This is a genomic window from Klebsiella grimontii, from assembly GCF_900200035.1.
GTDB classification, from domain to species: Bacteria; Pseudomonadota; Gammaproteobacteria; order Enterobacterales; family Enterobacteriaceae; genus Klebsiella; species Klebsiella grimontii.
This window is the reverse complement of record NZ_FZTC01000023.1, coordinates 34,695-61,045: the sequence shown is the minus strand read 5'-3', so window position 1 is coordinate 61,045 and position 26,351 is coordinate 34,695. Positions and strand designations below refer to the sequence as shown.

The window sequence follows — 26,351 nt, the reverse complement described above, 5'->3', positions numbered from 1 at the left end:
CGGCGGGTCTTAACGTTTAATAATCTGCGAAACGTCGTCACGATTGATCTGCATTTTATTACCCTGCTGATCTTCGTAGCTGATAAGGCCGGTATCGTCATCTATGGCGGGCTTACCGTCGGTCAGAATCATGCGACCATCTTTGGTTGCCATGACGTAATCGCTGCTGCAACCGGAAACCGAGAACGCCAGTCCTACGGCGGAAATCAATACTGCCCATTTTTTCATCGTTATCACCCCTATTATAGCCGCACCTCGTACCAGTATATTAATAGCCTGATTTATGAGACATAAAAAGCAGTTAAGTCTTAAAAAAGGATTGCAGCCCGTTTCAGGGCTGCATTTTAGCGGGCTACAGCGGATTTTTTTTATTGCGCAGCAGGTTGAGACTTTCAACCGCAATCGAAAAGAACATCGCGAAATAGATGTAGCCTTTCGGCACGTGCACGTCGAAACTTTCGAGCATCAGCGTGAAGCCGACGAGGATCAAAAACGACAGCGCCAGCATTTTCACCGACGGATGGCGGTCAACAAAATCGCCTATCGGACGGGCGGCGACCATCATCACCAGCACCGCGATGACCACTGCCGCCATCATGATAAACAGATGGTCTGATAGCCCGACGGCGGTGATCACCGAATCAAGACTGAAAATAATATCCAGCAGCATAATCTGCACGATGGCGCCCATAAAGGAATGGACGTTGGTTTTCAGCCCTTCTTCTTCACCTTCGATCGATTCGTGAATCTCTTTACTCGCCTTCCAGATCAGGAACAGCCCGCCCAGCAGGAGGATCAGATCGCGAAACGAGATCTCCTGGCCTAGCACGGTAAAGAGCGGATTGGTGAGCTTGACGACCCACGCGATTGACGCCAGCAGCGCCAGACGCATGATCATCGCACCCATTAGCCCAATGCGGCGAGCGTGAGCCCGTTGCGCCGTGGGCAGCTTAGCGACCACCAGAGAGAGGAAAATAATATTATCGATCCCGAGCACTATCTCCAGCAGCGTCAGCGTACCAAGCGCCAGCCAGGCGTTAGGATCGGTTACCCATGCAAATAACATCGTTCAAAGTCCTGCAAAATAGAAAGATGCGATTATATGCAACCGTCACGACAGAACAAAAAAATAATCATCTGCAGGCCGTTATTTAGGAGGAGAGAAGAAAATGGCGGGCCAGCAGGGCGGCGGTAAAGTTTTTCTTCAGGTAGAAACCGCGCGGTAAGGTGAGGATCGGCTCGCCGCGGGCGCCTACGGCCTCGGTCAGCGCTTTGCTGTTTGCCGCTTTCGGGCGCAGCTGCAGCACTTCGCCGTGGCGGGCGGTAATGCGTTCGACCTGGCCAAGCACGATCAGATCCATCAGCTCTTCCCAGTCCATCCGCAGTTGGCGATCTTCTTCTTCGCTGGGGCTCCACAGCAGCGGAGCGCCGACGCGGCGATCGGCCAAAGGGATCGTACGCTCGCCCTCTACCGGCACCCACAGCACGCGCTTGAGCTTATGGCGCACGTGGCTGCTCTCCCAGGTCACGCCGCTGTTGCCGGTGAGCGGCGCGACGCAGACGAAGGTGGTTTCCAGCGGGCGGCCTGAAGAATCGATGGGGATCGTTTTCAGCTCGACGCCGAGGGCGGCGAAATCCTGCTCCGGCTTGCTGCCTGCGCTGGCGCCCAGCCATATCTCCAGCAGAATGCCGATCCAGCCTTTATCGCGTTTTAAATCGAGCGGAATCGGAATCCCGGCAAGCTGGGCCAGTTCACCCAGCGAATAGCCTGCCAGCTGCTGCGCCTGAGCCAGAAGCTGCTCCTGGCTTTGCGGAGGGGATAAGAGCGGCGCGATGGTCGGCATAACGTAAAACCTCTGACTAAAAAGTGAGCAGTAATTTCATCCGTTGTGGATAGAGTTTACCTTTTCTTGAGTAAGTATGACAATTTGATGATTCGTATGACTTTTTTTTCGTTTTTTTGCCGCGGTGAAAATGGTGAAACGGGGTTTTCCAGAACTGGTCACCGACAATGAACAGGATCTTACACCCTGTTATCCACAGAAAAATGGGATAACTGGGGAAAAGCCCCACTACTGTTTCCATTTACAGCCTTGACGTGAGAGGAAAATCGAGTTTTTAGACAAAATATGCCCAGCTCGCTTGCGTAATCTGTGGATAAAACCAACATTGCTCGATCTTTCATCAGTTCCAGGATCGCTTATGTGATGATCATCACGTTATACTGTGAATTATGAAATTTAAACATGCTAACATAATGAAAATTAGGTCATTATTATTAAGGGTTATGACTACGCCGTTCGGATGATTCCGGGTTTTCCCTGGTTAATTCCATACTTCTTCACAACTCTATCCACAGAAAAAGTGAATAAAATCGTCCGGGTATGGCTTTCGCTGTTTATAACTCTGGGTATTACTGTGAGTTATTCAAATGTTATTCGAACTCATCGCTCTCACAGAGTGGTTTACCGTTTCCAGCGAGTGTGAAACAATCATTCACATTGAAGCTTATTTTGAGGTAGTCCGGTGATTGATGACGATGGCTACCGCCCAAATGTCGGTATTGTAATCTGTAATCGCCAGGGCCAGGTTATGTGGGCCAGGCGCTATGGTCAGCACTCGTGGCAGTTCCCGCAAGGGGGCATAAATCCAGGAGAATCAGCAGAGCAGGCGATGTATCGGGAATTGTTCGAAGAAGTGGGGTTAAGCCGTAAAGATGTGCGGATCCTTGCTTCAACCCGTAACTGGTTGCGTTACAAATTGCCTAAACGTTTGGTGCGTTGGGACACAAAGCCGGTATGTATCGGCCAGAAACAGAAGTGGTTTCTCCTGCAATTGATCGGCAGCGATGCGGATGTCAATATGCAAACCAGCAGTACACCTGAGTTTGATGGCTGGCGATGGGTAAGCTACTGGTACCCGGTGCGCCAGGTGGTGTCGTTTAAGCGCGACGTATACCGCAGGGTGATGAAAGAGTTCGCCAGCGTCACAATGGCGCTGGCGGAAAGCACGCCTAAGCCGCAAAGCGCGCCTGCATATCGACGTAAAAGAGGTTAAGCCACGCACATTATGCTCACTCGGTTGCGAGAAATAGTCGAGAAGGTCGCGAGTGCGCCGCGTTTAAACGAGGCGCTGGATATCCTGGTCACCGATATCTGCGCCGCGATGGAGACGGAAGTCTGTTCGGTTTATCTGGCTGACAATGACCGACGCTGTTATTACCTGATGGCGACGCGCGGGTTGAAAAAGCCCCGCGGGCGCATCGTTGCGCTCGCTTTTGACGAAGGTCTGGTGGGCCTGGTGGGCCGCCTGGCGGAACCCATTAACCTCGCCGACGCGCAAAAGCACCCCAGCTTTAAATACATTCCCGCAGTAAAAGAGGGCCGTTTTCGCGCCTTCCTCGGCGTGCCGATTATCCAGCGGCGTCAGCTGCTCGGCGTGCTGGTCGTACAGCAGCGCGAACTGCGCCAGTTTGATGAAAGCGAAGAGTCATTTCTGGTCACCCTGGCTACGCAAATCGCCGGCATTCTCTCTCAGTCCCAGCTAAACGCGCTGTTTGGTCAATATCGTCAGACCCGCATCCGCGCGCTGCCCGCTTCGTCAGGCGTGGCGATTGCCGAAGGCTGGATGGACGTCAGCCTGCCGCTGATGGAGCAGGTGTATGAAGCCTCGACGCTCGATACCGCTTCCGAGCGCGAGCGGCTGACTGGCGCGCTGGAAGAGGCGGCGAACGAATTTCGCCGCTACAGCAAGCGCTACGCTGCCGGCGCGCAAAAAGAGACGGCGGCCATCTTTGACCTCTATTCGCACCTGCTTTCCGACGCGCGTCTGCGCCGCGAACTGTTCGCCGAAGTCGATAAAGGCGCGGTGGCCGAATGGGCGGTGAAGAAGATTATCGAGAAGTTTGCCGAACAGTTTGCCGCGCTCAGCGACGGCTATCTGAAAGAGCGCGCGGGCGATCTGCGCACGCTGGGCCAGCGGCTGCTTTTCCATCTTGATGATAGTATTCAGGGGCCAAACACCTGGCCGGAGCGTATCGTACTGGTGGCGGATGAACTGTCGGCCACCACCTTAGCGGAGGTTCCTCAGGATCGTTTAGCCGGCGTGGTGGTGCGCGATGGCGCGGCCAACTCGCATGCCGCGATTATGGTGCGCGCGCTGGGGATCCCGACGGTAATGGGCGCGGATATTCAGCCTTCGCTGCTGCACGGGCATACCCTGATTGTCGACGGCTATCGCGGCGAGCTATTGGTCGACCCGGAGCCGGTGCTGCTGCAAGAGTATCAGCGCCTGATCAGCGAAGAGAACGAGCTTAGTCGCCTGGCTGAGGACGATCTTGAACGCGCTTCTGAACTGAAAAGCGGCGAGCGGGTAAAAGTGATGCTCAACGCGGGCCTCAGCCCTGAGCACGAAGAAAAGCTCGGCAATTTCGTCGACGGTATCGGCCTTTACCGTACCGAAATCCCCTTTATGCTGCAAAGCGGCTTCCCGTCTGAAGAGGAGCAGGTTGCCCAGTATCAGGGCATGCTGCAGATGTTCAACGAGAAATCGGTCACCCTGCGCACGCTGGATATCGGGGCGGATAAACAGCTGCCGTATATGCCGATCAGCGAAGAGAATCCGTGCCTTGGCTGGCGCGGAATTCGGATCACGCTCGATCAGCCGGAGATCTTTCTGGTGCAGGTCCGCGCGATGCTGCGCGCCAACGCGGCGACCGGAAACCTCAGTATCCTGCTGCCGATGGTCACCAGTCTCGATGAAGTGGATGAGGCCCGTCGCCTGATCGATCGCGCCAGCCGCGAAGTGGAAGAGATGATCGGCTACGCCATTCCCCGTCCGCGTCTCGGCGTGATGCTGGAAGTGCCGTCGATGGTGTTTATGCTGCCGCAGCTGGCGAATCGCGTCGATTTTATCTCCGTTGGCACCAACGACCTGACCCAGTACATTCTGGCGGTGGATCGCAACAATACCCGGGTCGCCAGTATGTACGACAGCCTGCATCCGGGCGTTTTGCGGGCGCTGGCGATGATTGCCCGCGACGCCGAGCGTTTTGGTATCGACCTGCGCCTGTGCGGCGAAATGGCGGGCGATCCGATGTGCGTGACGATCCTGATCGGGATGGGCTATCGCCATCTGTCGATGAACGGTCGTTCGGTGGCGAGGGTGAAATATCTGCTGCGGCGTATCGATATTAATGAGGCTCAGGAGCTTTCCCAACGTAGCCTGGACGCGCAGATGACCGCCGAAGTGCGCCATCAGGTCGCGGCTTTTATGGAGCGACGCGGACTCGGCGGCCTGATTCGCGGCGGCCGGTAGCGGAGTCTACAGTTTGCGGGTTGGGTAGCCCGGACAGGCGCAGCGCGCCGCCTCCGGGAATGCTCAGCCGCGTATTCGCATTCGTATACATATCTTTTACATGTCCGGCGCGGATCGCCCTTCGCGCTTATGCTATCATTCGCAGCCTTTGGAGCGCCCGTTTCAAACGCGCGCGAACGATCCCCGCTGTCCACTTTCGGCGGAATAACAAGTGTTTATGGTGACAGATGAATAGTGGCTACCTGCATTTTCCGGAGTTTGATCCGGTAATTTTTTCCATTGGACCGGTCTCCCTCCACTGGTACGGCCTGATGTACCTGGTCGGGTTTATTTTTGCGATGTGGCTGGCCACCCGTCGGGCCAATCGTCCGGGCAGCGGCTGGACAAAAAACGAAGTGGAAAACCTGCTGTACGCCGGCTTCCTCGGGGTTTTCCTCGGCGGGCGTCTTGGCTATGTCTTCTTCTACAACCTGCCGGTGTTCCTCGACGATCCGCTCTATCTGTTCCGCGTCTGGGACGGCGGTATGTCCTTCCACGGCGGCCTGATCGGCGTGATTCTGGTGATGATCATTTTCGCCAAACGCACCAAGCGCACCTTCTTCCAGGTTTCCGACTTCATTGCGCCGCTGATTCCGTTTGGCCTCGGCGCCGGGCGTCTGGGCAACTTTATTAACGGCGAACTGTGGGGCCGCGTCGATCCGAACTTCCACTACACCATGATTTTCCCCGGCTCTCGGGCGGAAGATCTGGCGCTGCTGCCGTCGCATCCTGAGTGGCAATCGCTGTTCGATACCTACGGCGCGCTGCCGCGTCACGCTTCGCAGCTCTATGAGCTGGCGCTGGAAGGCGTCGTGCTGTTCCTGATCCTGAACCTGTTTATCCGCAAGCCGCGTCCGGCCGGTTCGGTTTCCGGTCTGTTCCTGATTGGCTACGGTCTGTTCCGCATCATCGTGGAGTTCTTCCGCCAGCCCGATGCGCAGTTCACCGGCGGCTGGGTACAGTACATCAGCATGGGGCAGATTCTTTCGATCCCGATGGTGCTTGCGGGTATCATCATGATGGTCTGGGCGTACCGTTGTCGTCCGCAGCAACAAAATTCTTGAGGAACCATGAAACAGTATCTTGATTTGATGCAGAAAGTGCTCGACGAGGGCACGCAAAAAAATGACCGCACCGGTACCGGCACCGTCTCTATCTTCGGCCACCAGATGCGTTTTAACCTGCAGGAAGGATTCCCGTTGGTGACGACCAAGCGCTGTCATTTACGCTCCATCATCCATGAACTGCTGTGGTTCCTGCAGGGTGACACCAACGTGGCGTATCTGCACGAAAACAACGTCACCATCTGGGACGAGTGGGCGGATGAAAACGGCGATCTGGGGCCGGTCTACGGCAAGCAGTGGCGTTCCTGGCCCGCGCCGGACGGCCGTCATATCGACCAGATTAGCACGGTGATGGAACAGCTGAAAAACGACCCGGATTCGCGTCGGATTATCGTCTCGGCATGGAACGTCGGCGAGCTGAACAAAATGGCGCTGGCCCCGTGCCACGCGTTCTTCCAGTTCTACGTCGCCGACGGCAAGCTCTCCTGCCAGCTCTATCAGCGCTCGTGCGACGTGTTCCTCGGCCTGCCGTTTAATATCGCCAGCTACGCGCTGCTGGTGCATATGGTGGCGCAGCAGTGCGACCTCGAAGTGGGCGACTTTGTCTGGACCGGCGGCGACACGCACCTGTACAGCAACCACATGGAGCAGACGCACCTGCAGCTGAGCCGCGAACCGCGCGCGCTGCCGAAGCTGGTCATCAAACGCAAGCCGGCTTCGATTTTCGACTACCGTTTTGAAGACTTCGAAATCGAAGGCTACGACCCGCACCCGGGGATTAAAGCGCCAGTGGCGATTTAACCCGGAAGTGACGACGAAAACCGGCGCCTGCGAGCGCCGGTTTTTTTATGCGCCAGCCAGGCCAAACGGCGCGGTAACCCACTGCCAGACGGCGTTTTTGCGAGCAGGTTTCCTGCGTCTCTGCAACCCGTTGCAATACCATAAATACTCTCCGAAGCGCGACGCAAACCCGTATTTTACCGTTCGAATAAAGCCTCAATGCTGCGCATACTCGGGCCATGAACAGAGAACATGGCTACACCCTGATTGAAACCCTGGTCACGATGGTCGTGGTCGTCATTCTTGGCGCCAGCGGGCTGTACGGCTGGCAGAGCTGGCAACGGCAGCAGCGCCTGTGGCAAACCGCCTGTCAGGTCCGCGACTACCTGGTGCTGCTACGCGATGACGCCAACTGGCACAACCGCGATAGAGTGTTAAGCATCGGCCAGGGCGCGGCGGGCTGGTGCCTGAGCGCCAGCGGGCCGATGGCCGACTGTAGCGTCAGGAACGCTTTCACGCTGCAACCGCTCTGGCCGGAGGTTTCGCTCAGCGCGATGACGCCGGGGCTGGGATTTTATGGCCTGCGTAATACCGCCTGGGCCGGACATATCCGCCTGCAAAGCGCGGCCGGCGGCTGGAACATAATCGTTTCAAATTGGGGACGAATCCGCCTCTGTCGCGGCGAGGAGACGGCATCATGCCTGTAACATGCCGCGGTTTTTCGCTACCGGAAACGCTGATCGCGATGGCTATCAGCTCCGTGCTGCTGCTCGGCAGCGCGCGTTTTCTCCCGGCGCTGCAGTGGGCTACGCTTCGCCAGACCCGCCAGCAGTCGCTGGAAAACGAGCTCTGGCAGCGAATCTACACCGTAGCGAAGCATCTGCAGCGCGCCGGCTATTGCCGTGGCTTCTGTCGCGGGCAGGCGCTATATATCGCAGGCGGCGGTGATTGCCTGCTGGTGAGTTGGGACGGCAACAGCGATGGCGTCTGGAATAGCGCGCCGCCGTCGGAAGCGGATACCACCGGGTTCCGCCTGCGCGACGGCGCGCTGGAAACCCTGCGCGGAGCTAGCGCCTGTAGCGGTAAGGGCTGGGAGAAAATGACCAACCCGGCGGCGATTCAGGTCACCGCGTTTCAGGTGACGCGCCTGGAGAGGGCGGGCTTCTCGCCGGAATTATCGATTACGCTGGCGGCGCACTCGGTCGCCGACCCGCAAATCCGCGCGCGGGCGGAATACGCCGTGACGGGATATAACCTGTGAATCGCCAGCGCGGGCTCTCTTCGCTACTGATGGTGCTGCTGCTGTTAGCGCTCGGCAGTTTATTACTCCAGGGGCTGAACCAGCAGCAGCGTTCGCTGTTAGCGCAGACGGCCAGCGAAACGCAGGCGCTTCGCGATGCCGCCGGCGCGCATTCCGCGCTGCAGTGGGGGAAGGGGCTCTCCTGGCCGCTGCGGGAAGCGGTGAGCTGTCAGCAGGAGGTCGCGCTCGGCTGGCGCGCCTGCCTGCGGATCTTCAGCGACGCCTCGGTGTTGCTGATCGGCGGCAGCGGCGACATGCTGCTGTGGCAAACCGGCGCGGTTGAACAAAACAGGGTCCGCTTTTCGCCTCACGGCTGGAGCGATTTTTGTCCGTTAAAGGAGGCGAGCTTATGTCAGATGCCCTGAGGCGGCAGAGAGGGTTTAGCCTGCCGGAAACGCTGCTGGCGCTGGTGCTGCTGATCGTGACCGTGACCGCGCTGGCGGGCTATCAGCGCGGGCTGGCCAACGGCTTTATGCAGCTCAACCAGTACCGTCAGCTGTGGCGCGATGCGTGGCGATTCGCTCAGCTTAGCCCACCGGTGATTCCCGCGAATCGCCAGATATCCCGTATGCAGACATCGGTGCAAAGATGTGTCAGCATCACGGTAACGATCACCATGCCCGCAGCCAGGCGGGCGCAGATGACCCGGCTGCATTGCCCGGTCAGTCAGTAGCCAGGAGCGAATATGTTAAGGGTGTACCACTCAAACCGTCTGGATGTGCTTGAAGCGTTGATGGAGTTTATCGTCGAGCGCCAGCGGCTGGATGACCCTTTTATGCCGGAAATGGTGCTGGTGCAGAGTACCGGGATGGCGCAGTGGCTGCAGATGACGCTGGCGCAGCGCTTCGGCATCGCGGCCAACATTGAGTTCCCGCTGCCCGCCAGCTTTATCTGGGATATGTTCGTGCGGGTACTGAAAGATATTCCCGGAGAAAGCGCGTTCAGCAAGCAAAGTATGAGCTGGAAACTGATGACCCTGCTACCGCAGCGGCTTGATGATGAATCCTTTACGCTACTGCGCCACTACCTGCACGACGATAGCGACAAGCGTAAGCTGTTCCAACTGGCCGCCAGAGTCGCCGATCTCTATGACCAGTATCTGGTTTATCGCCCCGAGTGGCTGATGCGCTGGGAGGCCGACCAGCGCGTGGACGGCCTGGGCGATGCGCAGGAGTGGCAGGCGCCGCTGTGGAAAGCGCTGGTGGAATATACCGCCGAGCTGGGCCAGCCGCTGTGGCATCGCGCCAATTTGTACCAACGCTTTATCAGCGCGCTTGAAGCGGCCGAAGAGCCGCCTGCCGGGCTGCCGTCGCGAGTCTTTATCTGCGGGATTTCGGCGCTGCCGCCGGTATACCTGCAGGCGCTACAGGCGTTGGGTAAGCATGTCGACGTCTATGTCCTCTTCACCAACCCGTGTCGCTATTACTGGGGCGACATTAAAGACCCGGCATTTCTCGCGAAGCTGCTGTCCCGCCAGCGGCGCCACCACCGCGAAACGACGCGGGCGTTGCCGCTGTTTCGCGATACGGAACAGGCTCCGGGGCTGTTCAACGACGCCGGGGAGCAGGATGTGGGTAATCCGCTGCTGGCCTCCTGGGGCAAGCTGGGGCGCGACTATATTTATCTGCTGGCGGGTCTTGAGCGCTATGAAGAGCTGGACGCCTTTGTCGATATCGCGCCGGATAACCTGCTGCATAATCTGCAGGCGGATATTCTTGAGCTGCGCAATGCGGCGGTGGCCGGGCGCAGCGCCGAGGAGTTTGCCAACAGCGGCAGCAAGCGGCTGCTGGCCGCGGACGACCGCAGCCTGACGATTCATGTCTGTCACAGCCCGCAGCGCGAGGTTGAGGTGCTGCACGATCGGCTGCTGGCGATGCTGGAAGAGAATCCCGAACTCACCCCGCGCGATATTATCGTCATGGTGGCGGATATCGATAGCTACAGCCCCTATATCCAGGCGGTCTTCGGCAGCGCCAGCGGCGAGCGCTGGCTGCCGTGGGCGATATCCGACCGGCGCGCCCGCGAATCGCATCCGGCGCTGCAGGCGTTTATCACTCTCCTTTCGCTACCCGACAGCCGCTTCGCCAGCGAAGACGTGCTGGCGCTGCTCGACGTTCCGGTACTGGCCGCGCGCTTTAACATCGACGAAGAGGGGCTGCGCTACCTGCGCCAGTGGGTTAACGAATCCGGCGTACGCTGGGGAATGGATGACGACAACGTGCGTGAGCTCGACCTCCCGGCGACCGGCCAGCATACCTGGCGCTTTGGTCTGACGCGTATGCTATTGGGCTACGCCATGGACAGCAGCGAAGGGGAGTGGCGCTCGGTTCTGCCTTATGATGAGTCGAGCGGGCTTATCGCCGAGCTGGTGGGCAACCTGGCGTCGCTGCTGATGCAGCTCAATCTCTGGCGTCGCGGGCTGGCCCAGGATCGCCCATTAGCCGAGTGGCTGCCGGTATGCCGCGACCTGCTAAACGACTTCTTCCTTCCGGACAGCGAAACGGAGGCCGCGTTGGCGCTGATAGAACAGCAGTGGCAGGCGGTGATTGACGGCGGCGTCGACGCGCAGTATGGCGAAACGGTACCGCTGTCGCTACTCCGCGATGAGCTGTCCCAGAGGCTCGATCAGCAGCGTATCAGCCAGCGCTTTCTTGCCGGCCCGGTCAATATTTGTACCCTGATGCCGATGCGTTCGATTCCTTTCAAGGTGGTCTGCCTGCTGGGGATGAACGACGGCGTTTATCCGCGCACCCTGGCGCCGCTGGGCTTCGATTTAATGAGCCAGAAGCCGCAGCGCGGGGACCGTAGCCGTCGCGATGACGACCGCTATCTGTTTCTTGAAGCCCTGATGTCGGCCGAGCAGAAACTGTACATCAGCTATATCGGCCGTTCTATTCAGGATAACAGTGAACGCTATCCCTCCGTTCTGGTCCAGGAGCTGGCGGACTACATCGGCCAGAGCCACTGCCTGGAAGGGGACGAAGAGCTGGACTGCGATGCCAGTGAACGGCGGGTCAAAGAGCACATCACGCATCTGCATACACGCATGCCTTTCGATGCCGCTAATTTTCTGGCCAATGAAGATCAAAGCTATGCCCGGGAATGGCTGGCGGCCGCAAGCCAGCAGGGGGAAGCGCACGGCGCGTTCATCCAGCCGCTGCCGACGCCGGACATCGATCACTTACCTTTCGAACAGCTGCTGCGCTTCTGGCAGCACCCCGTTCGCGCCTTCTTTCAGCAGCGGCTGCGGGTGAATTTCCGCTCGGAGGAGAGCGAGATCCCCGACGATGAACCTTTTATCCTCGAAGGGCTGAGCCGCTATCAGCTGAACCAGCAGCTGCTCAACACCCTGATTGAAGAGCAGGACGCCTCGGTGATGTATCGCCGTTTCCGCGCCGCCGGCGAGCTACCCTACGGCGCTTTCGGCGAGCTGGCCTGGGAAACCCAGCGTCAGGAGATGCAAAACCTGGCCGAACGGGTAATCGCCTGCCGCCAGCCGGGGCAAAGCATGGAAATCGATCTGCAATGCAACGGAGTCAACATAACTGGCTGGCTGCAGCAGGTACAATCCGACGGTTTGCTGCGCTGGCGGCCTTCGCTATTAAGCGTGGCCCAAGGGATGCAACTTTGGCTGGAGCATCTTGTCTATTGTGCTAGCGGCGGTACCGGCGAAAGTCGGCTGTTTGTGCGTAAAGAGGGCGAGTGGCGTTTTCCTCCGCTGGCGCAGGAGCAGGCCCAGGGCTACCTCAACGATCTGGTTGACGGCTACCTGCAGGGAATGTCCAAACCGCTGCTGCTGCTGCCGGAAAGCGGCGGCGCATGGCTAAAAGTCTGTTATGACGCCGAAAAGGATGTCATGTTAATGGACGAAGAGACGCAGCAAAAAGCGCGCAGTAAATTTCTTCAGGCTTATGAAGGGAACATGGTGGTCAGCGGTGAAGGCGCCGACGTCTGGTATCAGCGCCTGTGGCGCACCCTGGAACCAGAATACTATGAAGAGATCCTGACGCAAACGCAGCGTTATTTGTTACCGGTGTTTCGTTTCCATCAGTCCGAATAACATTGTAATAGTATAAAAATTGCGCACTGGACGGCTGTTCATTTATGATGCGCAACGAATCACGGACTGATGTTTTATAAAGGCTGCCTATTGTGCAGCGCCAGGTTTGTTAATGATGAGGTCCGTGAATGCCCCGCAGTTTATGGTTCAAGGTTATTGTTTTACTGGCCGCCCTCTGGGCGCCGTTAAGTCAGGCAGACACCGGATGGCAACCGATCCAGGAAACCATCCGTAAAAGCGACAAAGATACCCGTCAATATCAGGCGATTCGCCTCGATAACGGCATGGTGGTTTTGTTGGTTTCCGATCCCCAGGCGGTAAAATCGCTGTCGGCGCTGGTCGTTCCCGTGGGATCGCTGCAGGATCCCGCCGAGCATCAGGGGCTGGCCCACTTCCTGGAGCATATGACGCTGATGGGGTCGAAAAAGTATCCCCAGCCTGACAGCCTCGCCGAGTTTCTCAAAATGCACGGCGGCAGCCACAACGCCAGCACCGCGCCGTATCGCACCGCCTTCTATCTTGAAGTGGAAAACGATGCCCTCGACGGCGCGGTCGATCGCCTGGCCGACGCCATCGCCGCGCCGCTGCTGGATAAAAAATATGCCGACCGCGAGCGTAATGCGGTCAATGCCGAGCTCACGATGGCGCGTACCCGGGACGGGATGCGGATGGCGCAGGTTAGCGCGGAAACCATCAACCCGGCGCACCCCGGCTCGCAGTTTTCCGGCGGTAACCTTGAAACGCTGAGCGACAAGCCCGGCAAACCGGTGCTTGATGCCCTGCACGCTTTCCGCGATAGCTGGTATTCCGCCAACCTGATGAAAGCGGTGATCTACAGCAACAAGCCTTTGCCGGAGCTGGCGAGCATCGCGGCGGCCACCTACGGTCGCGTACCGAACCACGATATCAGCAAACCGGAGATTACCGTTCCGGTGGTGACCGATGCGCAAAAGGGCATCATCATTCACTACGTCCCGGCGATGCCGCGCAAAGTGCTGCGCGTGGAATTCCGCATTGATAACAATAGCGACAAGTTCCGCAGCAAAACCGATGAGCTGGTGACCTACATGATCGGTAACCGCAGCCCCGGCACGCTCTCCGACTGGCTGCAAAAGCAGGGGCTGGTTGAAGGCATTCGCGCGGACTCCGACCCGGTGGTCAACGGCAACAGCGGGGTGCTGGCTATATCCGCGACCCTGACGGACAAAGGGCTGGCGCACCGCGATGAAGTTACCGCGGCCATCTTCAGCTACCTCAATCTGCTGCGCAGCCAGGGGATTGATAAACGCTATTTTGATGAACTGGCCCACGTGCTGGCGCTCGACTTCCGCTACCCGTCCATCAACCGCAATATGGATTACGTCGAATGGCTGGCGGACACCATGATCCGCGTGCCGGTCGAACATACCCTGGACGTGGTCAACATTGCCGATCGCTACGATCCGCAGGCGATAAAAGACCGCCTGGCGATGATGACGCCGCAAAACGCCCGCATCTGGTACATCAGCCCGAAAGAGCCGCATAACAAGACCGCCTACTTTGTCAATGCGCCCTATCAGGTGGATAAAATCAGCGAGCAGACCTTTGCCGACTGGCAGCAGAAGTCCAGCGCCATCGACCTCAAGCTGCCGGTGCTGAACCCCTATATTCCGGATGATTTCAGCTTAATCAAAAGCGACAAGGCTTACCCGCATCCGCAGCTGATCGTTGATGAACCGACGCTGCGGGTGATTTACGCGCCGAGCCAGTATTTCGCCAGCGAACCGAAAGCGGATATCTCGCTGGTGCTGCGCAACCCGCAGGCGATGGACAGCGCCCGCCGCCAGGTGATATTTGCGCTCAATGATTACCTGGCGGGTATCGCGCTCGACCAGCTCAGCAACCAGGCGGCGGTCGGCGGCATCGGCTTCTCTACCGGCGCGAATAACGGCCTGATGGTTAACGCCAACGGCTATACCCAGCATCTGCCGGAGCTGTTTAACGCCCTGCTCGACGGCTACTTCAGCTATACGCCAACCGAAGAACAGCTGGAGCAGGCCAAATCCTGGTACGCCCAGATGATGGATTCGGCGGATAAAGGCAAAGCCTACGATCAGGCGATCATGCCGATTCAGATGGTTTCGCAGGTGCCGTACTTCCAGCGTGAAGAGCGGCGGGCGCTGCTGCCGTCGATCGCCCTGAAAGAGGTGCTGGAGTACCGCGCTAATCTCAAAGCGAAAGGGCGACCGGAGCTGATGGTCATCGGTAATCTCACCGCCGATCAATCCACCGCCATGGCGCGGCAGATCCAAAAACAGCTGGGCGCCGACGGCAACGAGTGGTGCCGCAACAAAGATGTGCTGGTCGACCGCAAACAGCTGGCGATTTTTGAAAAAGCGGGTAACAGCACCGATTCCGCGCTGGCCGCCGTCTTCGCGCCGCCGAACGTTGACGAATACGCCAGCTCCGCCGCCAGCTCGCTTCTCGGGCAAATCGTCCAGCCGTGGTTCTATAACCAGCTGCGTACGGAAGAACAGCTGGGCTACGCGGTCTTCGCCTTCTCGATGAACGTTGGCCGCCAGTGGGGGATGGGCTTCCTGCTGCAAAGCAACGATAAGCAGCCGGCTTACCTCTGGCAGCGTTTCCAGGCCTTCTTCCCCACGGCGGAAGCCAAACTGCGGGCGATGAAGCCGGAAGAGTTTGCGCAGATTCAGCAGGCGGTGATTGGCCAGATGCTGGAGGCGCCGCAGACTCTCGGCGATGAAGCATCGAAGCTGAGCAAAGATTTCGATCGCGGTAATATGCGCTTCGATTCACGTGATAAAGTAGTGGCTCAGATTAAACTGCTGACGCCGCAAAAGCTTGCCGACTTCTTCCATCAGACGGTGGTGGATCCGCAGGGCATGGCAATTCTCTCCCAGGTTTCCGGTAGCCAGAATGGCAAGGCGGAGTACGCGCATCCTCAGGATGGCAAAGTCTGGGAGAACGTCAGCGCATTGCAGAAATCCTTACCCCTGATGCGAGAGAATGAATGACCGACACCGCTGAGTCTCTTGACCCCCTGCGCTTGCCCCTGACGGGCGAGCGTTTGATAGAAGCCTCTGCGGGCACCGGAAAAACCTTTACCATCGCCGCGCTCTATCTGCGGCTGCTGCTGGGGCTGGGCGGTGAATCCGCCTTTCCCCGGCAGGTCAGCGTGGAAGAGCTGCTGGTGGTGACCTTTACCGAAGCGGCGACCGAAGAGCTGCGCGGGCGTATTCGCAGTAACATCCATGAGCTGCGTATCGCCTGCCTGCGCGACAGCGCCGACGACCCGCTTTACGCCGGGCTGCTGGCGGAAATTGCCGATAAAACCCAGGCCGCGCAAACGCTGCTGCTGGCCGAACGCCAGATGGACGAAGCGGCGGTGTTTACCATTCACGGCTTCTGCCAGCGAATGCTGAGCCTCAATGCCTTTGAGTCCGGCATGCTGTTCGAACAGCAGCTGATTGAAGACGAATCCCGCCTGCGCTATCAGGCCTGCGCCGACTTCTGGCGTCGCCACTGCTACCCGCTGCCGCGCGAAATCGCGGCGGTTATCCACGAAGCGTGGAAAGGGCCGCGCGACCTGCTGAAATCCATCGACCGCTGGCTGCAGGGGGAGGCGCCGCAGCTTAAATCTCCGCCGTCGGCTGATGAAACGCTGGCCGAACGCCATCAGCAAATTATCGAGCGTATCAACGCGCTGAAGCAGCAGTGGCTGGCGCAGGTGGGCGAGGTTGAGGCAGTGCTGGAAAACTCGGGCCTCGACCGGCGCAAATTCAATCGCGGCAATCAGGGGAAATGGCTGGAGAAAGTGACCGCCTGGGCCGAGGAAGAGACCCTGAGCTACCAGCTTCCGGATGCGCTGGAAAAGTTCTCCCAGGCCTTCTTGCTTGAGCGCACCAAAGCCGACGGCGCGCCGCCGGTACACCCGCTGTTCAGCGCGGTAGAAGCGCTGCTGGCGTCACCGTTAACCTTGACCGATCTGGTGATCGCCAGGGCGATGGTTGAAATCCGCGAAGCGGTCGCGCGGGAGAAGCGCCGCCGCGGCGAGCTGGGCTTTGACGATATGCTCAGCCGCCTGGATGACGCTCTGCGCGGGGAGAGCGGCGAAGCGCTGGCCAGCGCGATTCGCCAGCGCTTTCCGGTGGCGATGATCGACGAATTTCAGGATACCGACCCGCAGCAGTACCGCATCTTTCGCCGCATCTGGCGGCGTCAGGCGGACACCGCGCTGCTGCTGATTGGCGACCCCAAACAGGCTATCTATGCCTTCCGCGGCGCGGATATTTTCACCTATATGAAGGCGCGCGGGGACGTCACCGCCCATTATACGCTCGACACCAACTGGCGATCCGCGCCGGGGATGGTTGACAGCGTCAATCGCCTGTTTAGTCTCAGCGATAACCCCTTTATGTTCCGCGAAATCCCGTTTATGCCGGTGAAGTCGGCCGATAAAAACCAGGGGCTGCGCTTTACCGTCGATGATGCTGCGATACCGGCGATGAATATCTGGCTGATGTCGGGCGAGGCCGTGGGCGCGGGGGATTACCAGACGTTTATGGCTCAGCTCTGCGCGGCGCAAATCCGCGACTGGCTCAGCGCCGGCCAGCAGGGCAAGGCGCTGCTGTGGCGCGGTGAAAAAGCCGAGCCGGTGCGGGCTTCAGACATCACGGTGCTGGTGCGTAATCGCCAGGAAGCGTCTTTAATCCGCGATGCCCTCCAGCTGCTGTCGATTCCTTCCGTGTACCTCTCCAATCGCGATAGCGTGTTTGAAACGCCGGAGGCGCAGGAGCTGCTGTGGCTGCTACAGGCGGTGCTGGCTCCCGAGCGCGAAAATACGCTGCGCAGCGCGCTGGCGACGTCGATGTTTGGCCTTAACGCGCTGGATATCGAAAATCTCAATCACGACGAACGGGCGTGGGATGAGCTGGTTGAGGAGTTTAGCCGATACCGGCAACTCTGGCGGCAGCGGGGCGTCATGCCGATGCTGCGCGCGCTGATGAGCGCGCGGCGCATCGCTGAAAATCTGCTGGCAACCAACGGCGGCGAGCGACGCCTGACCGATATTCTGCATATCAGCGAGCTCCTGCAGGAGGCGGCGAACCAGCTGGAGAGCGAACATGCGCTGGTGCGCTGGCTGGCGCAGCATATCGCCGAACCGGACAGCAACGCCTCCAGCCAGCAGATGCGGCTGGAAAGCGACAAGCATCTGGTGCAGATCGTCACCATCCATAAATCGAAAGGGCTGGAGTATCCGCTGGTCTGGCTGCCGTTTATCGCGCGGTTCCGTAAGCAGGATCAGGCGTTTTATCACGACAGAAGCTCCTTTGCCGCCGTTCTTGACCTGGGCCAGGATGAGGGCAGCATGGCGCTGGCGGAGGCCGAGCGTCTGGCCGAAGACCTACGTCTGCTTTACGTCGCGCTGACCCGCGCGGTCTGGCACTGTAGCCTTGGCGTGGCGCCGCTCAGCACCCGACGCAGCGACAAACCCGGCGCCAGCGATTTTCATCACAGCGCGCTGGGCCGCCTGCTGCAGGATGGGGAAGCGATGGATGCCGCGGGGCTGATGGCGCGCCTGCAGGCGTTCTGCAGCGGGGACATTGCACTGCAGCTGCCGGATATGGCGGCGCAGACGCCGTGGCAGGCTCCGCAGGCGGCGCTGCCGCCGCTTTCAGCCCGTATGCTCGAGCGGTCGGTGACCGATGACTGGCGGGTCACCAGTTACTCCGGCCTGCAGCAGAATGGACACAGCGCGGCGCAGGATCTTCTGCCGCGACTGGACGTCGATGCCGCCGGCGTCGGTGAGGTCGTGGAGGAGCCGCAGCTTACGCCGCACCAGTTCCCGCGCGGTGCGTCGCCGGGGACGTTTCTGCACAGTTTGTTCGAAGATCTCGATTTTACCCAGCCGGTTCCCGCCGACTGGATGGCGGAAAAACTCCAGTTGAGCGGCTTCGAGGAAAAGTGGACGCCGGTGTTGACCGCATGGCTCGACGGCGTGCTGCGAACCCCTCTGCCTGGCGCGGAGATCGCCCTCAATCAGCTTAGCGCGCGCGATAAACAGGTGGAGATGGCGTTTTATCTGCCCATCGAACAGCCGCTGGATCCCCTGCGTCTGGATGCGCTGATTCGGCAGTACGATCCGCTCTCCGTCGATACCCCCACGCTCGATTTTCGCCAGGTGCGCGGTATGCTGAAAGGCTTTATCGACCTGGTGTTTCGCCACAACGGCCGCTACTACCTGCTGGATTACAAATCCAACTGGCTTGGGGAAAACCGCGAGGCCTATACCCAGGAAGCGATGAGGCAGGCAATGTGTTCGCATCGTTACGATTTGCAGTATCAGCTCTATAGCCTGGCGCTGCACCGCTATTTACGCCACCGTATTGCCGATTATGATTACGAACGCCATTTCGGCGGCGTTATTTATCTCTTTTTGCGCGGCATGGACGGGCAGGACGGCGGGCAGGGGATCTTCACCACCCGACCGGCGCTGCCGCTGATTAACGGCCTCGATGCGCTGTTTGCCGGGGAAACCCAGGAGGTTGTGCTATGACCATGGATGAACTGTTGCTGCAGGCGGTTGAGCAGCGCCTGCTGCGCCCGCTGGACGTTCAGTTTGCGCTCATGGTGGCGCAGGAGGCGCACCCGGCGGTGAAGCTGACCGCCGCCATTCTCAGCCGCGATGCCGGAGAGGGGCACGTCTGCCTGCCGATTTCACGTCTTGCCGACGATGAGCTCCTGAGCGCAAAGACAACGGCTCTGAGCGAGCAAATCCTTGAACTAACCGGCGCTGCGGAGAGCTGGTTGCCGCTGCTGCTCGATTCGGAAGCGGTGAGCCGCGGTGAGCGGCCGACGCCGATGATCCTCTGCGGCGAGCGGCTCTATCTCAACCGCATGTGGCGCAACGAATTAACCGTCGCGCGCTTCTTTAACGAAGCCAATCAGGTGCTGGAGGTAGATGAAGCCCGGCTGGCCTCGACGCTCGACGCGCTGTTTCCGCCAGGGGATGAAATCGACTGGCAAAAGGTCGCTGCCGCGGTTGCCCTGACCCGACGGATTTCGGTGATCTCCGGCGGCCCCGGGACCGGTAAAACCACCACCGTCGCCAAACTGCTGGCGGCGCTGATTCAAACCAACGCCAGCCCGCGCTGCCGTATTCGTCTGGCGGCGCCGACCGGTAAAGCCGCCGCGCGCCTGACCGAATCCCTCGGCGCGGCGCTGCGCCGCCTCCCTCTTACCGACGAACAAAAGGCGCTGGTGCCGACCGAAGCCAGTACCCTCCATCGCCTGTTGGGCGCGCAGCCGGGGAGCCAGCGGATGCGCTATCATGCCGGGAACCCGCTGCATCTTGACGTGCTGGTGGTGGATGAAGCCTCAATGATTGACCTGCCGATGATGTCGCGTCTGATCGACGCGCTGCCTGAACACGGGCGGGTGATTTTCCTTGGCGACCGCGATCAGCTGGCTTCGGTAGAGGCCGGCGCGGTGCTGGGAGATATTTGCGCGTGGGTTAATGCAGGGTTCACCCCGGCGCGGGCGGCGCAGCTTGGCCGCTTGACCGGTCAGCCGGTGCCGGCAGGCGAAAGCGAGATTGCCGGCGCCCTGCGCGACAGCCTGTGCCTGCTGCAAAAAAGCTACCGTTTTGGCCGCCACTCCGGTATCGGCCATCTGGCCTGGGCGGTGAACAGCGGTGAACGCCGCGCGGTCAGGGAGACGCTGCGTCAGTCGTTCGACGATATCGCCCTGCATCCGCTGAGCTCCACCGAGGAGTATGAAGCGATGCTCGTTCAGGCGCAGGCGGGCTACGGCCGTTTTCTGCAGCTGCTGCGTGAACGGGCCGAGCCCGCAGAGCTGATTGCCGCCTTTAGCGAGTTTCAGCTACTGTGCGCGCTGCGCGATGGCCCTTATGGCGTCAGCGGCTTGAACGAACAGCTGGAGCAGATGCTGAACCGCAAGCGGGCGATTGCTCTGCCGCGCCATTCGCGCTGGTATGAAGGCCGTCCGGTGATGATTTCCCGCAACGACAGCGCGCTGGGGCTGTTTAACGGCGATATCGGTATCGCGCTGGAAAGAGACGATGGCCTGCGGGTGTGGTTCCCGATGCCCGATGGCAGCATCAAGTCGGTACAGCCAAGCCGTCTGCCGGAGCACGATACCGCCTGGGCGATGACGGTGCATAAATCGCAGGGGTCGGAGTTCGATCACGCGGCGCTGATTCTGCCATCGCGCAGCGTGCCGCTGGTGACCCGCGAGCTGGTTTATACCGCTATTACGCGTGCCAAACGGCAGCTGTCGATCTATGCCGATGAGCAGGTGCTGACCCAGGCAGTTGTCGCACGTACCGAACGGCGCAGCGGCCTGGCGGATATCTTTTCCGCCCGGTGATGTTATCCCCGGTCAGCCGTGCGCTTTCCGGGGGAGAGAATCAGGCCAGGTCGGCCATCAGCACCTTGGAGCGGCGCTGATAGTTGTACATCTCTTTTTTGCTTTCCGGCAGCAGGTCGACGTCGACCGGCGTAAATCCGCGCTCCTGGAACCAGTGAATGCTGCGGGTCGTGAGCACAAACAGCTTGCTGAGGCCCATTTGCTTCGCCTGCGCGGCAATACGCTCGAGCAGCACTTCGCCGCGCGATGAGCTGCGGTAATCCGGATGCACCGCCACGCAGGCCATTTCGCCGATCTTCTCTTCCGGGAAAGGATAGAGCGCGGCGCAGGCGATAGTGGTGTTGTCGCGCTGAATAATGGTGAATTTATCGATTTCCATCTCCAGCTGCTCGCGCGAGCGCCGCACCAGAATGCCCTGCTGTTCCAGCGGGCTAATCAGCTCGAGGATGCCGCCGATATCGTTAATGGTGGCGCGGCGGATCTGCTCGGCGCTCTCCATCACTATCTGGGTGCCGATACCGTCGCGTGAGAATAACTCCTGCAGCAGGGTGCCGTTTTCCTGGTAGCTGATCAGGTGGCAGCGACGCACGCCGCTGCGGCAGGCTTTTACCGCGCCGCGCAGGAAGCGCACGGTGCCGGAGCTGTAGTCTTCGTCCGCTTCCATCTCTTCAACCCGCGCCTGGGCTTCGTTGGGGAACAGCTCGGGGACGATCTCGCCATCCTGGTTGTAAACGCCCTGCGATGAACAGAAGCCAATCATTTTTTCGGCTTTCAGCTTAATCGCCAGCTGGGTGGCAATCTCTTCGGAGGTCAGGTTAAAGCTTTCGCCGGTGACCGACACCGCAACCGGGCCCATCAGCACGATCGCGCCGTTATCCAACTGGCGGTGAATAGCTTCTTCATCAATGCGGCGAATGCGCCCGCTGTGGCAGTAATCCACGCCGTCATCCACGCCTAACGGCTGCGCGATAATGAAATTGCCGCTGACCACGTTGATGTGGGCGCCCTGCAGCGGCGTATTGTTGAGGCTCATCGACAGGCGCGCGGTAATTTCCAGCTGCAGCATACCCGCCGCCTGCTTAACCAGCTCAAGCGTTTTGGCGTCAGTCACTCGGGTTTGTTTGTGATAAACCGGCTCATGGCGATGCTCCGCCAGGTTGGCGTCAATCTGCGGACGAGCGCCATAGACCACCACCAGGCGAATGCCCAGACTGTGAAGAAGACCAATGTCGTTGACAATACTAGAGAAATTATCATGCTCAATGGCTTCTCCGCCCAGCATGATGACAAACGTTTTACCCCGATGGGCGTTAATATAGGGGACAGAATGGCGGAATCCCTCTACCAGTTCGGTGCGACGTTCCTTCACCATGACACAACCTCAATGCATGATTATTCGTAATTACTGTATTTTTATTCTGTTTTACCGGCAAACGCAAGCCCCAATTTTGGGCGGAGCCAGGAAAAAGGTGTGAGCCAAATCAGGGTGTCAAAGATTGTTTACCCTTTTATTGATGACAGGTTATACGCCTTTCGTTAAAGTTTCCGGTCAATCTGTTTGTTTTCAATACGAATGATTTCTTACTGCTTGGGAGTGGCATGTCGGGATACAAGTCAGGATTAAGCCGCCGCCGTTTTTTACAAGGGGCGGGCGCCATGTGGTTAATGAGTGTGAGCCCGGTTGGCCTGGCTGCCGCGGCGCAGGTGGTTGCCGTACGCGTCTGGCCATCGTCGACCTACACCCGCGTGACCGTGGAGTCCAACCATATCCTGAAATATCGGCAGTTTGCGCTCAGCAATCCTGAACGGCTGGTGGTGGATCTGGAAGGGGTTAATCTCAACTCCGTACTTAAAGGCATGGGGGGGCAGATTCGCGGCGACGACCCCTATATTCAATCCGCCCGCGTGGGGCAATTCGATCCGCAAACCGTGCGCATGGTGTTTGAGCTAAAACAGAATGTGAAACCGCAGCTGTTCGCGCTGGCTCCGGTCGCCGGGTTTAAAGAGCGTCTGGTTATGGACCTCTATCCCGCTAACGCCACCGACGTACAGGATCCGCTGCTGGCGCTGCTTGAAGATTACAACAAAGGCGATCTTCAGCGGCAGGTTCCGCCGGCGGAGAGCGGGCCGAAACCGGGTAAAGCCGGGCGCGATCGGCCCATTGTTATCATGCTCGATCCCGGCCACGGCGGCGAAGACTCCGGCGCGGTGGGGAAATACCGCACCCGCGAGAAAGACGTGGTGCTGCAGATTGCCCGACGGCTGCGCGCGCTGATCGAGAAAGAGGGTAATATGAAGGTCTATATGACCCGCAACGAGGACGTTTTTATCCCGCTGAAGGTCCGCGTCGCCAAGGCGCAGAAGCAGCGCGCCGACCTGTTTGTCTCTATTCACGCCGATGCCTTTACCAGCCGTCAGCCCAGCGGATCGTCGGTGTTTGCCCTGTCAACCAAAGGGGCCACCAGTACCGCGGCTAAGTATCTGGCGCAGACCCAGAACGCCTCGGATCTGATCGGCGGCGTCAGCAAAAGCGGCGACCGCTACGTCGACCACACGATGTTCGACATGGTGCAGTCGCTGACCATCGCCGACAGCCTGAAGTTCGGCAAGGCGGTGCTGGAAAAGATGGGCAACATTAATAACCTGCACAAGAATCGGGTTGAGCAGGCGGGCTTCGCGGTGCTGAAGGCGCCGGATATTCCATCGATTCTGGTGGAAACCGCGTTTATCAGTAATGTCGAAGAAGAGCGTAAATTGAAAACGGCGAAATTCCAGCAGGAAGTAGCAGAGTCGATTCTGGCAGGGATTAAAGCCTACTTCGCCGACGGCGCGACGCTGGCAAGGCGAGGGTAACGCAACAGGAAAGGTACATGGCTCTACTGAAGAGCGCCCACGGCGGCAATATCCGCGAGGCCGCCGCGCTATTGGGCATCTGTGCGGAACAGCTGCTGGATTTTAGCGCCAATATCAATCCGCTGGGGATGCCGGAAAGCTTAAAGCGCGCCATCATCGACAATATGGCCTGCGCCGAACGCTATCCTGACGTTGAGTATCAGCAGCTGCACCTCGCGCTGGCGGAACACCATCACATCCCCGCCTCGTGGATCCTCGCCGGAAACGGCGAAACCGAAGCGATCTTTACGCTGGTTCAGGGCCTGAAGCCGCGCCAGGCGATGATCGTCACCCCCGGCTTTGCCGAATACCGCCGGGCGCTGCAGTCGGTGGACTGCACGGTGCGGGAGTTTCTGCTGCGTGAAGAGGATGGCTGGCAGCTCACCGGAACGATTCTCGACGCTCTGACGCCGGATCTGGACTGTTTGTTTCTCTGCACCCCGAACAACCCAACCGGTCTGCTGCCCGAGCGCCGTCTGCTGAAACTGATTGCTGAACGCTGTAAGTCGCTGGGAATCGCCCTGATTCTCGATGAAGCGTTTATCGATTTTATCCCCGATGAGACAGGATTTATTCCGCTACTGAGCCACAATCCGCACGTGTGGGTGCTGCGTTCGCTGACTAAGTTTTATGCTATTCCCGGTCTGCGCCTTGGGTATCTGGTCAATGGCGATGCGCGGGCGGTAGCGCGAATGCGCGAGCGCCAGATGCCGTGGTCAATCAACGCCTTTGCCGCGCTGGCGGGGGAAATCATTCTCCAGGATAGCGTCTATCAGAAGAAAACCTGGCGGTGGCTGGCGGAAGAGGGGCAGCGCTTTTACCATCAGCTGCGCCACGTTCCCGGTCTGACGGTCTATCCCGGGCAGGCAAATTATCTGTTTCTGCGCTGCGAGGTGCCGGATCTGGATCTGCAATACGCAATGCTGCAACAGCGCATCCTGATCCGCAGCTGCGCCAACTACCCGGGGCTTGACGGGCGCTACTTCCGCGTCGCGATCCGCAGCCAGCAGGAGAATACGCAGCTGCTGACGGCTTTCAGGCGGGTTTTTAACGGGTAGATGTTCCGAGCGTCTGCCGCCATTGTTCGTCTGCAGTTCTTCCCGGTAGCGCTGCGCTGACCGGGCTACGGGTTCACCGTCGTCTGCGGACCGGTAGCCCGGACAGATGCGCAAGCATCGCCTCCGGGGAACGCGCCGGGATTAATGCATCGGTGCGGCTTCTCCCCGGCTCGCGCTGCGCTTAACCGGGCTACGGGTTTACAGCCGTCTGCGGACCGGTAGCCCGGACAGATGCGCAAGCATCGCCTCCGGGGAATGCGTCGGGACTAATGCATCGGTACGGCTTCTCCCGGCTCGCGCTGCGCTTAGCCGGGCTACGGTTTACCGCCGACTGCGGAGCGGTAGCCCGGATAAGGCGCGCAGCGCCGCAACCCGGGGAATGCGGCGGGATTAATGCATCGGTACGGCTTCTCCCCGGCTCGCGCTGCGCTTAGCCGGGCTACGGTTTACCGTCTTCTGCGGACCGGTAGCCCGGACAGGCGCGCAGCGCCGCCTCCGGGGAGGTATGGCTGCGGCAGAGTTAGCGCAGTTCGACGCCGCCCTGCACCATGCGCAGCAGATGCTGCCGGGGCCAGAGCTCGCTAAGCCTCGTTTCCTGCAGCCGCCGCTGCAAATACTCAATATCGTGACGCTGGCGGTCGAGCATCAGGCCGACCACGCTGCCGCTGTGCGCCACGTTAATGCCGTATAAATCGCACTCTTCCACCAGCGCCCGCAGCGTATCAAACCCCGGCTTCGGCAGCAGATGCTGGCTGGCGATGGCGCTAAGCGTCGCCGCCTCGCCCATCCGTCGGGGGTCATTGGTCTGACAGGCCTGCTGAACTTTCTCCCAGGCCTGATGCAGCGCGGCGGAATGGGCGTGCAGCTTTTCAAGACGGGGAAGGCGGTGGTAATCGGTGGTCAGCAGCGTGGCGGGGCTTTCCAGCACCAGCAGATCGAGCTGAGGCTGGCAGCCGCAGGTAATTTGCGTGGCGGCGGTATTGTGATCGAATAGCGTCAACTGGCGGAACAGGGTGCTGTCGGTGGGCTCCAGGGAAACGCAGAGCCGGGCGAGGGTGGTTTCATCCAGCGGATGGCCGAGATGATGCGCGGTGGCCACCGCCGTCGCGGCGATATCCGCGGTGCTGCTGGCCATCCCTTTGGCGACCGGAATCGTGGAGCAAATATCGATCCGAATCTCTTTGCCTAGCTCCGCCGGATAGCGCCAGTAGCCCAGCAGCCGGTCGACCATCGCCCGCGACAGCGGGCGTTCATCTGCGCGAGGCGAACCGTAGTCCACCTCGACGGTGCTGTACCAGTCAACGGGGCAGGAGACCAGCTTCTCGCTGCCGAGGATCCAGCCCTGGATGAGTTCCCCACAGGAGGCGGGGCATTGCGCTACGGCCACATATTCACCTATTGCTCAGGTTTCCAGGGCGCATAGTGTCATGCCGATCCCGCTATTACCATGATTC

At 59.5% G+C, this 26,351-nt stretch carries 19 protein-coding genes; 14 read left to right on the top strand and 5 right to left on the bottom strand.

Going from position 1 to position 26,351, the window contains the following annotated elements; all coding sequences use genetic code 11:
- Positions 1-9: 9 nt before the first annotated feature.
- The 3 genes from KOSB73_RS23390 to mutH all read right to left on the bottom strand — a co-directional run bounded on the left by KOSB73_RS23390 (position 10) and on the right by mutH (position 1,844).
- Positions 10-228 (bottom strand): YgdI/YgdR family lipoprotein, encoded by a 219-nt coding sequence (locus tag KOSB73_RS23390; protein ID WP_004105255.1) that lies wholly within the window; start codon positions 226-228, stop codon positions 10-12.
- 124 nt (positions 229-352) lie between these two features.
- Complete coding sequence (locus tag KOSB73_RS23385) at positions 353-1,066, bottom strand: TerC family protein (RefSeq protein WP_004132983.1); 714 nt, start codon at positions 1,064-1,066, stop codon at positions 353-355.
- 85 nt (positions 1,067-1,151) lie between these two features.
- Positions 1,152-1,844, bottom strand: coding sequence for a DNA mismatch repair endonuclease MutH (mutH, locus tag KOSB73_RS23380; protein ID WP_098141065.1), 693 nt, complete (start codon positions 1,842-1,844; stop codon positions 1,152-1,154).
- A gap of 682 nt (positions 1,845-2,526) precedes the next feature.
- Here mutH and rppH point away from each other — a divergent pair.
- The 12 genes from rppH (at position 2,527) to recD (ending at position 20,947) form a co-directional block, all read left to right on the top strand.
- Positions 2,527-3,057, top strand: a complete 531-nt coding sequence (rppH, locus tag KOSB73_RS23365) for an RNA pyrophosphohydrolase (protein ID WP_004124593.1) — start codon at positions 2,527-2,529, stop codon at positions 3,055-3,057.
- Positions 3,058-3,069: 12 nt separating this feature from the next.
- A complete protein-coding gene (gene ptsP, locus KOSB73_RS23360; protein WP_024358549.1) occupies positions 3,070-5,316 on the top strand; it encodes a phosphoenolpyruvate--protein phosphotransferase in 2,247 nt (748 codons plus the stop codon).
- Between the two features lie 227 nt (positions 5,317-5,543).
- Complete coding sequence (gene lgt, locus KOSB73_RS23355) at positions 5,544-6,419, top strand: prolipoprotein diacylglyceryl transferase (RefSeq protein ID WP_004124587.1); 876 nt, start codon at positions 5,544-5,546, stop codon at positions 6,417-6,419.
- 6 nt (positions 6,420-6,425) lie between these two features.
- On the top strand, positions 6,426-7,220 hold the full coding sequence (gene thyA / locus KOSB73_RS23350; protein ID WP_004124584.1) for a thymidylate synthase: 795 nt from the start codon (positions 6,426-6,428) through the stop codon (positions 7,218-7,220).
- A gap of 218 nt (positions 7,221-7,438) precedes the next feature.
- Complete coding sequence (locus tag KOSB73_RS23345; RefSeq protein ID WP_049099731.1) at positions 7,439-7,906, top strand: prepilin peptidase-dependent protein; 468 nt, start codon at positions 7,439-7,441, stop codon at positions 7,904-7,906.
- On the top strand, positions 7,897-8,460 hold the full coding sequence (locus tag KOSB73_RS23340; RefSeq protein WP_004132688.1) for a prepilin peptidase-dependent protein: 564 nt from the start codon (positions 7,897-7,899) through the stop codon (positions 8,458-8,460). The genes KOSB73_RS23345 and KOSB73_RS23340 overlap by 10 nt, the downstream gene beginning before the upstream one ends.
- The gene (locus KOSB73_RS23335) at positions 8,457-8,864 is read left to right on the top strand and encodes a DUF2509 family protein (protein WP_024358547.1); all 408 of its coding nucleotides are present in this window, start codon (positions 8,457-8,459) and stop codon (positions 8,862-8,864) included. Before KOSB73_RS23340 ends, KOSB73_RS23335 begins: the two co-directional genes overlap by 4 nt.
- The gene (locus KOSB73_RS23330; protein ID WP_004132691.1) at positions 8,849-9,172 is read left to right on the top strand and encodes a prepilin-type N-terminal cleavage/methylation domain-containing protein; all 324 of its coding nucleotides are present in this window, start codon (positions 8,849-8,851) and stop codon (positions 9,170-9,172) included. Before KOSB73_RS23335 ends, KOSB73_RS23330 begins: the two co-directional genes overlap by 16 nt.
- Positions 9,173-9,184: 12 nt before the next feature.
- Positions 9,185-12,559: an exodeoxyribonuclease V subunit gamma gene (recC, locus tag KOSB73_RS23325; protein WP_004132693.1), complete on the top strand. Its 3,375-nt coding sequence runs from the start codon at positions 9,185-9,187 to the stop codon at positions 12,557-12,559.
- A gap of 128 nt (positions 12,560-12,687) precedes the next feature.
- The gene (ptrA, locus tag KOSB73_RS23320) at positions 12,688-15,573 is read left to right on the top strand and encodes a pitrilysin (protein WP_098141063.1); all 2,886 of its coding nucleotides are present in this window, start codon (positions 12,688-12,690) and stop codon (positions 15,571-15,573) included.
- Positions 15,570-19,115, top strand: coding sequence for an exodeoxyribonuclease V subunit beta (gene recB / locus KOSB73_RS23315; protein WP_098141061.1), 3,546 nt, complete (start codon positions 15,570-15,572; stop codon positions 19,113-19,115). Before ptrA ends, recB begins: the two co-directional genes overlap by 4 nt.
- Positions 19,112-20,947: an exodeoxyribonuclease V subunit alpha gene (gene recD / locus KOSB73_RS23310; RefSeq protein WP_098141059.1), complete on the top strand. Its 1,836-nt coding sequence runs from the start codon at positions 19,112-19,114 to the stop codon at positions 20,945-20,947. The genes recB and recD overlap by 4 nt, the downstream gene beginning before the upstream one ends.
- A gap of 40 nt (positions 20,948-20,987) precedes the next feature.
- Here the strand turns inward: recD and argA are convergent, their stop codons facing one another.
- On the bottom strand, positions 20,988-22,319 hold the full coding sequence (gene argA, locus KOSB73_RS23305) for an amino-acid N-acetyltransferase (RefSeq protein ID WP_004105227.1): 1,332 nt from the start codon (positions 22,317-22,319) through the stop codon (positions 20,988-20,990).
- Positions 22,320-22,546: 227 nt separating this feature from the next.
- Here argA and amiC point away from each other — a divergent pair, with 227 nt between their 5' ends.
- Together amiC and cobD are read left to right on the top strand one after the other, a co-directional pair.
- The gene (gene amiC, locus KOSB73_RS23300; protein ID WP_004124560.1) at positions 22,547-23,800 is read left to right on the top strand and encodes an N-acetylmuramoyl-L-alanine amidase AmiC; all 1,254 of its coding nucleotides are present in this window, start codon (positions 22,547-22,549) and stop codon (positions 23,798-23,800) included.
- A 17-nt stretch (positions 23,801-23,817) separates the two neighbouring features.
- Positions 23,818-24,897: a threonine-phosphate decarboxylase CobD gene (gene cobD / locus KOSB73_RS23295; protein WP_098141057.1), complete on the top strand. Its 1,080-nt coding sequence runs from the start codon at positions 23,818-23,820 to the stop codon at positions 24,895-24,897.
- A gap of 520 nt (positions 24,898-25,417) precedes the next feature.
- Here the strand turns inward: cobD and KOSB73_RS23290 are convergent.
- Entirely contained in the window at positions 25,418-26,284 is an 867-nt protein-coding gene (locus KOSB73_RS23290; RefSeq protein ID WP_004133635.1) for a GHMP family kinase ATP-binding protein, read from the bottom strand.
- Positions 26,285-26,351: the final 67 nt, after the last annotated feature.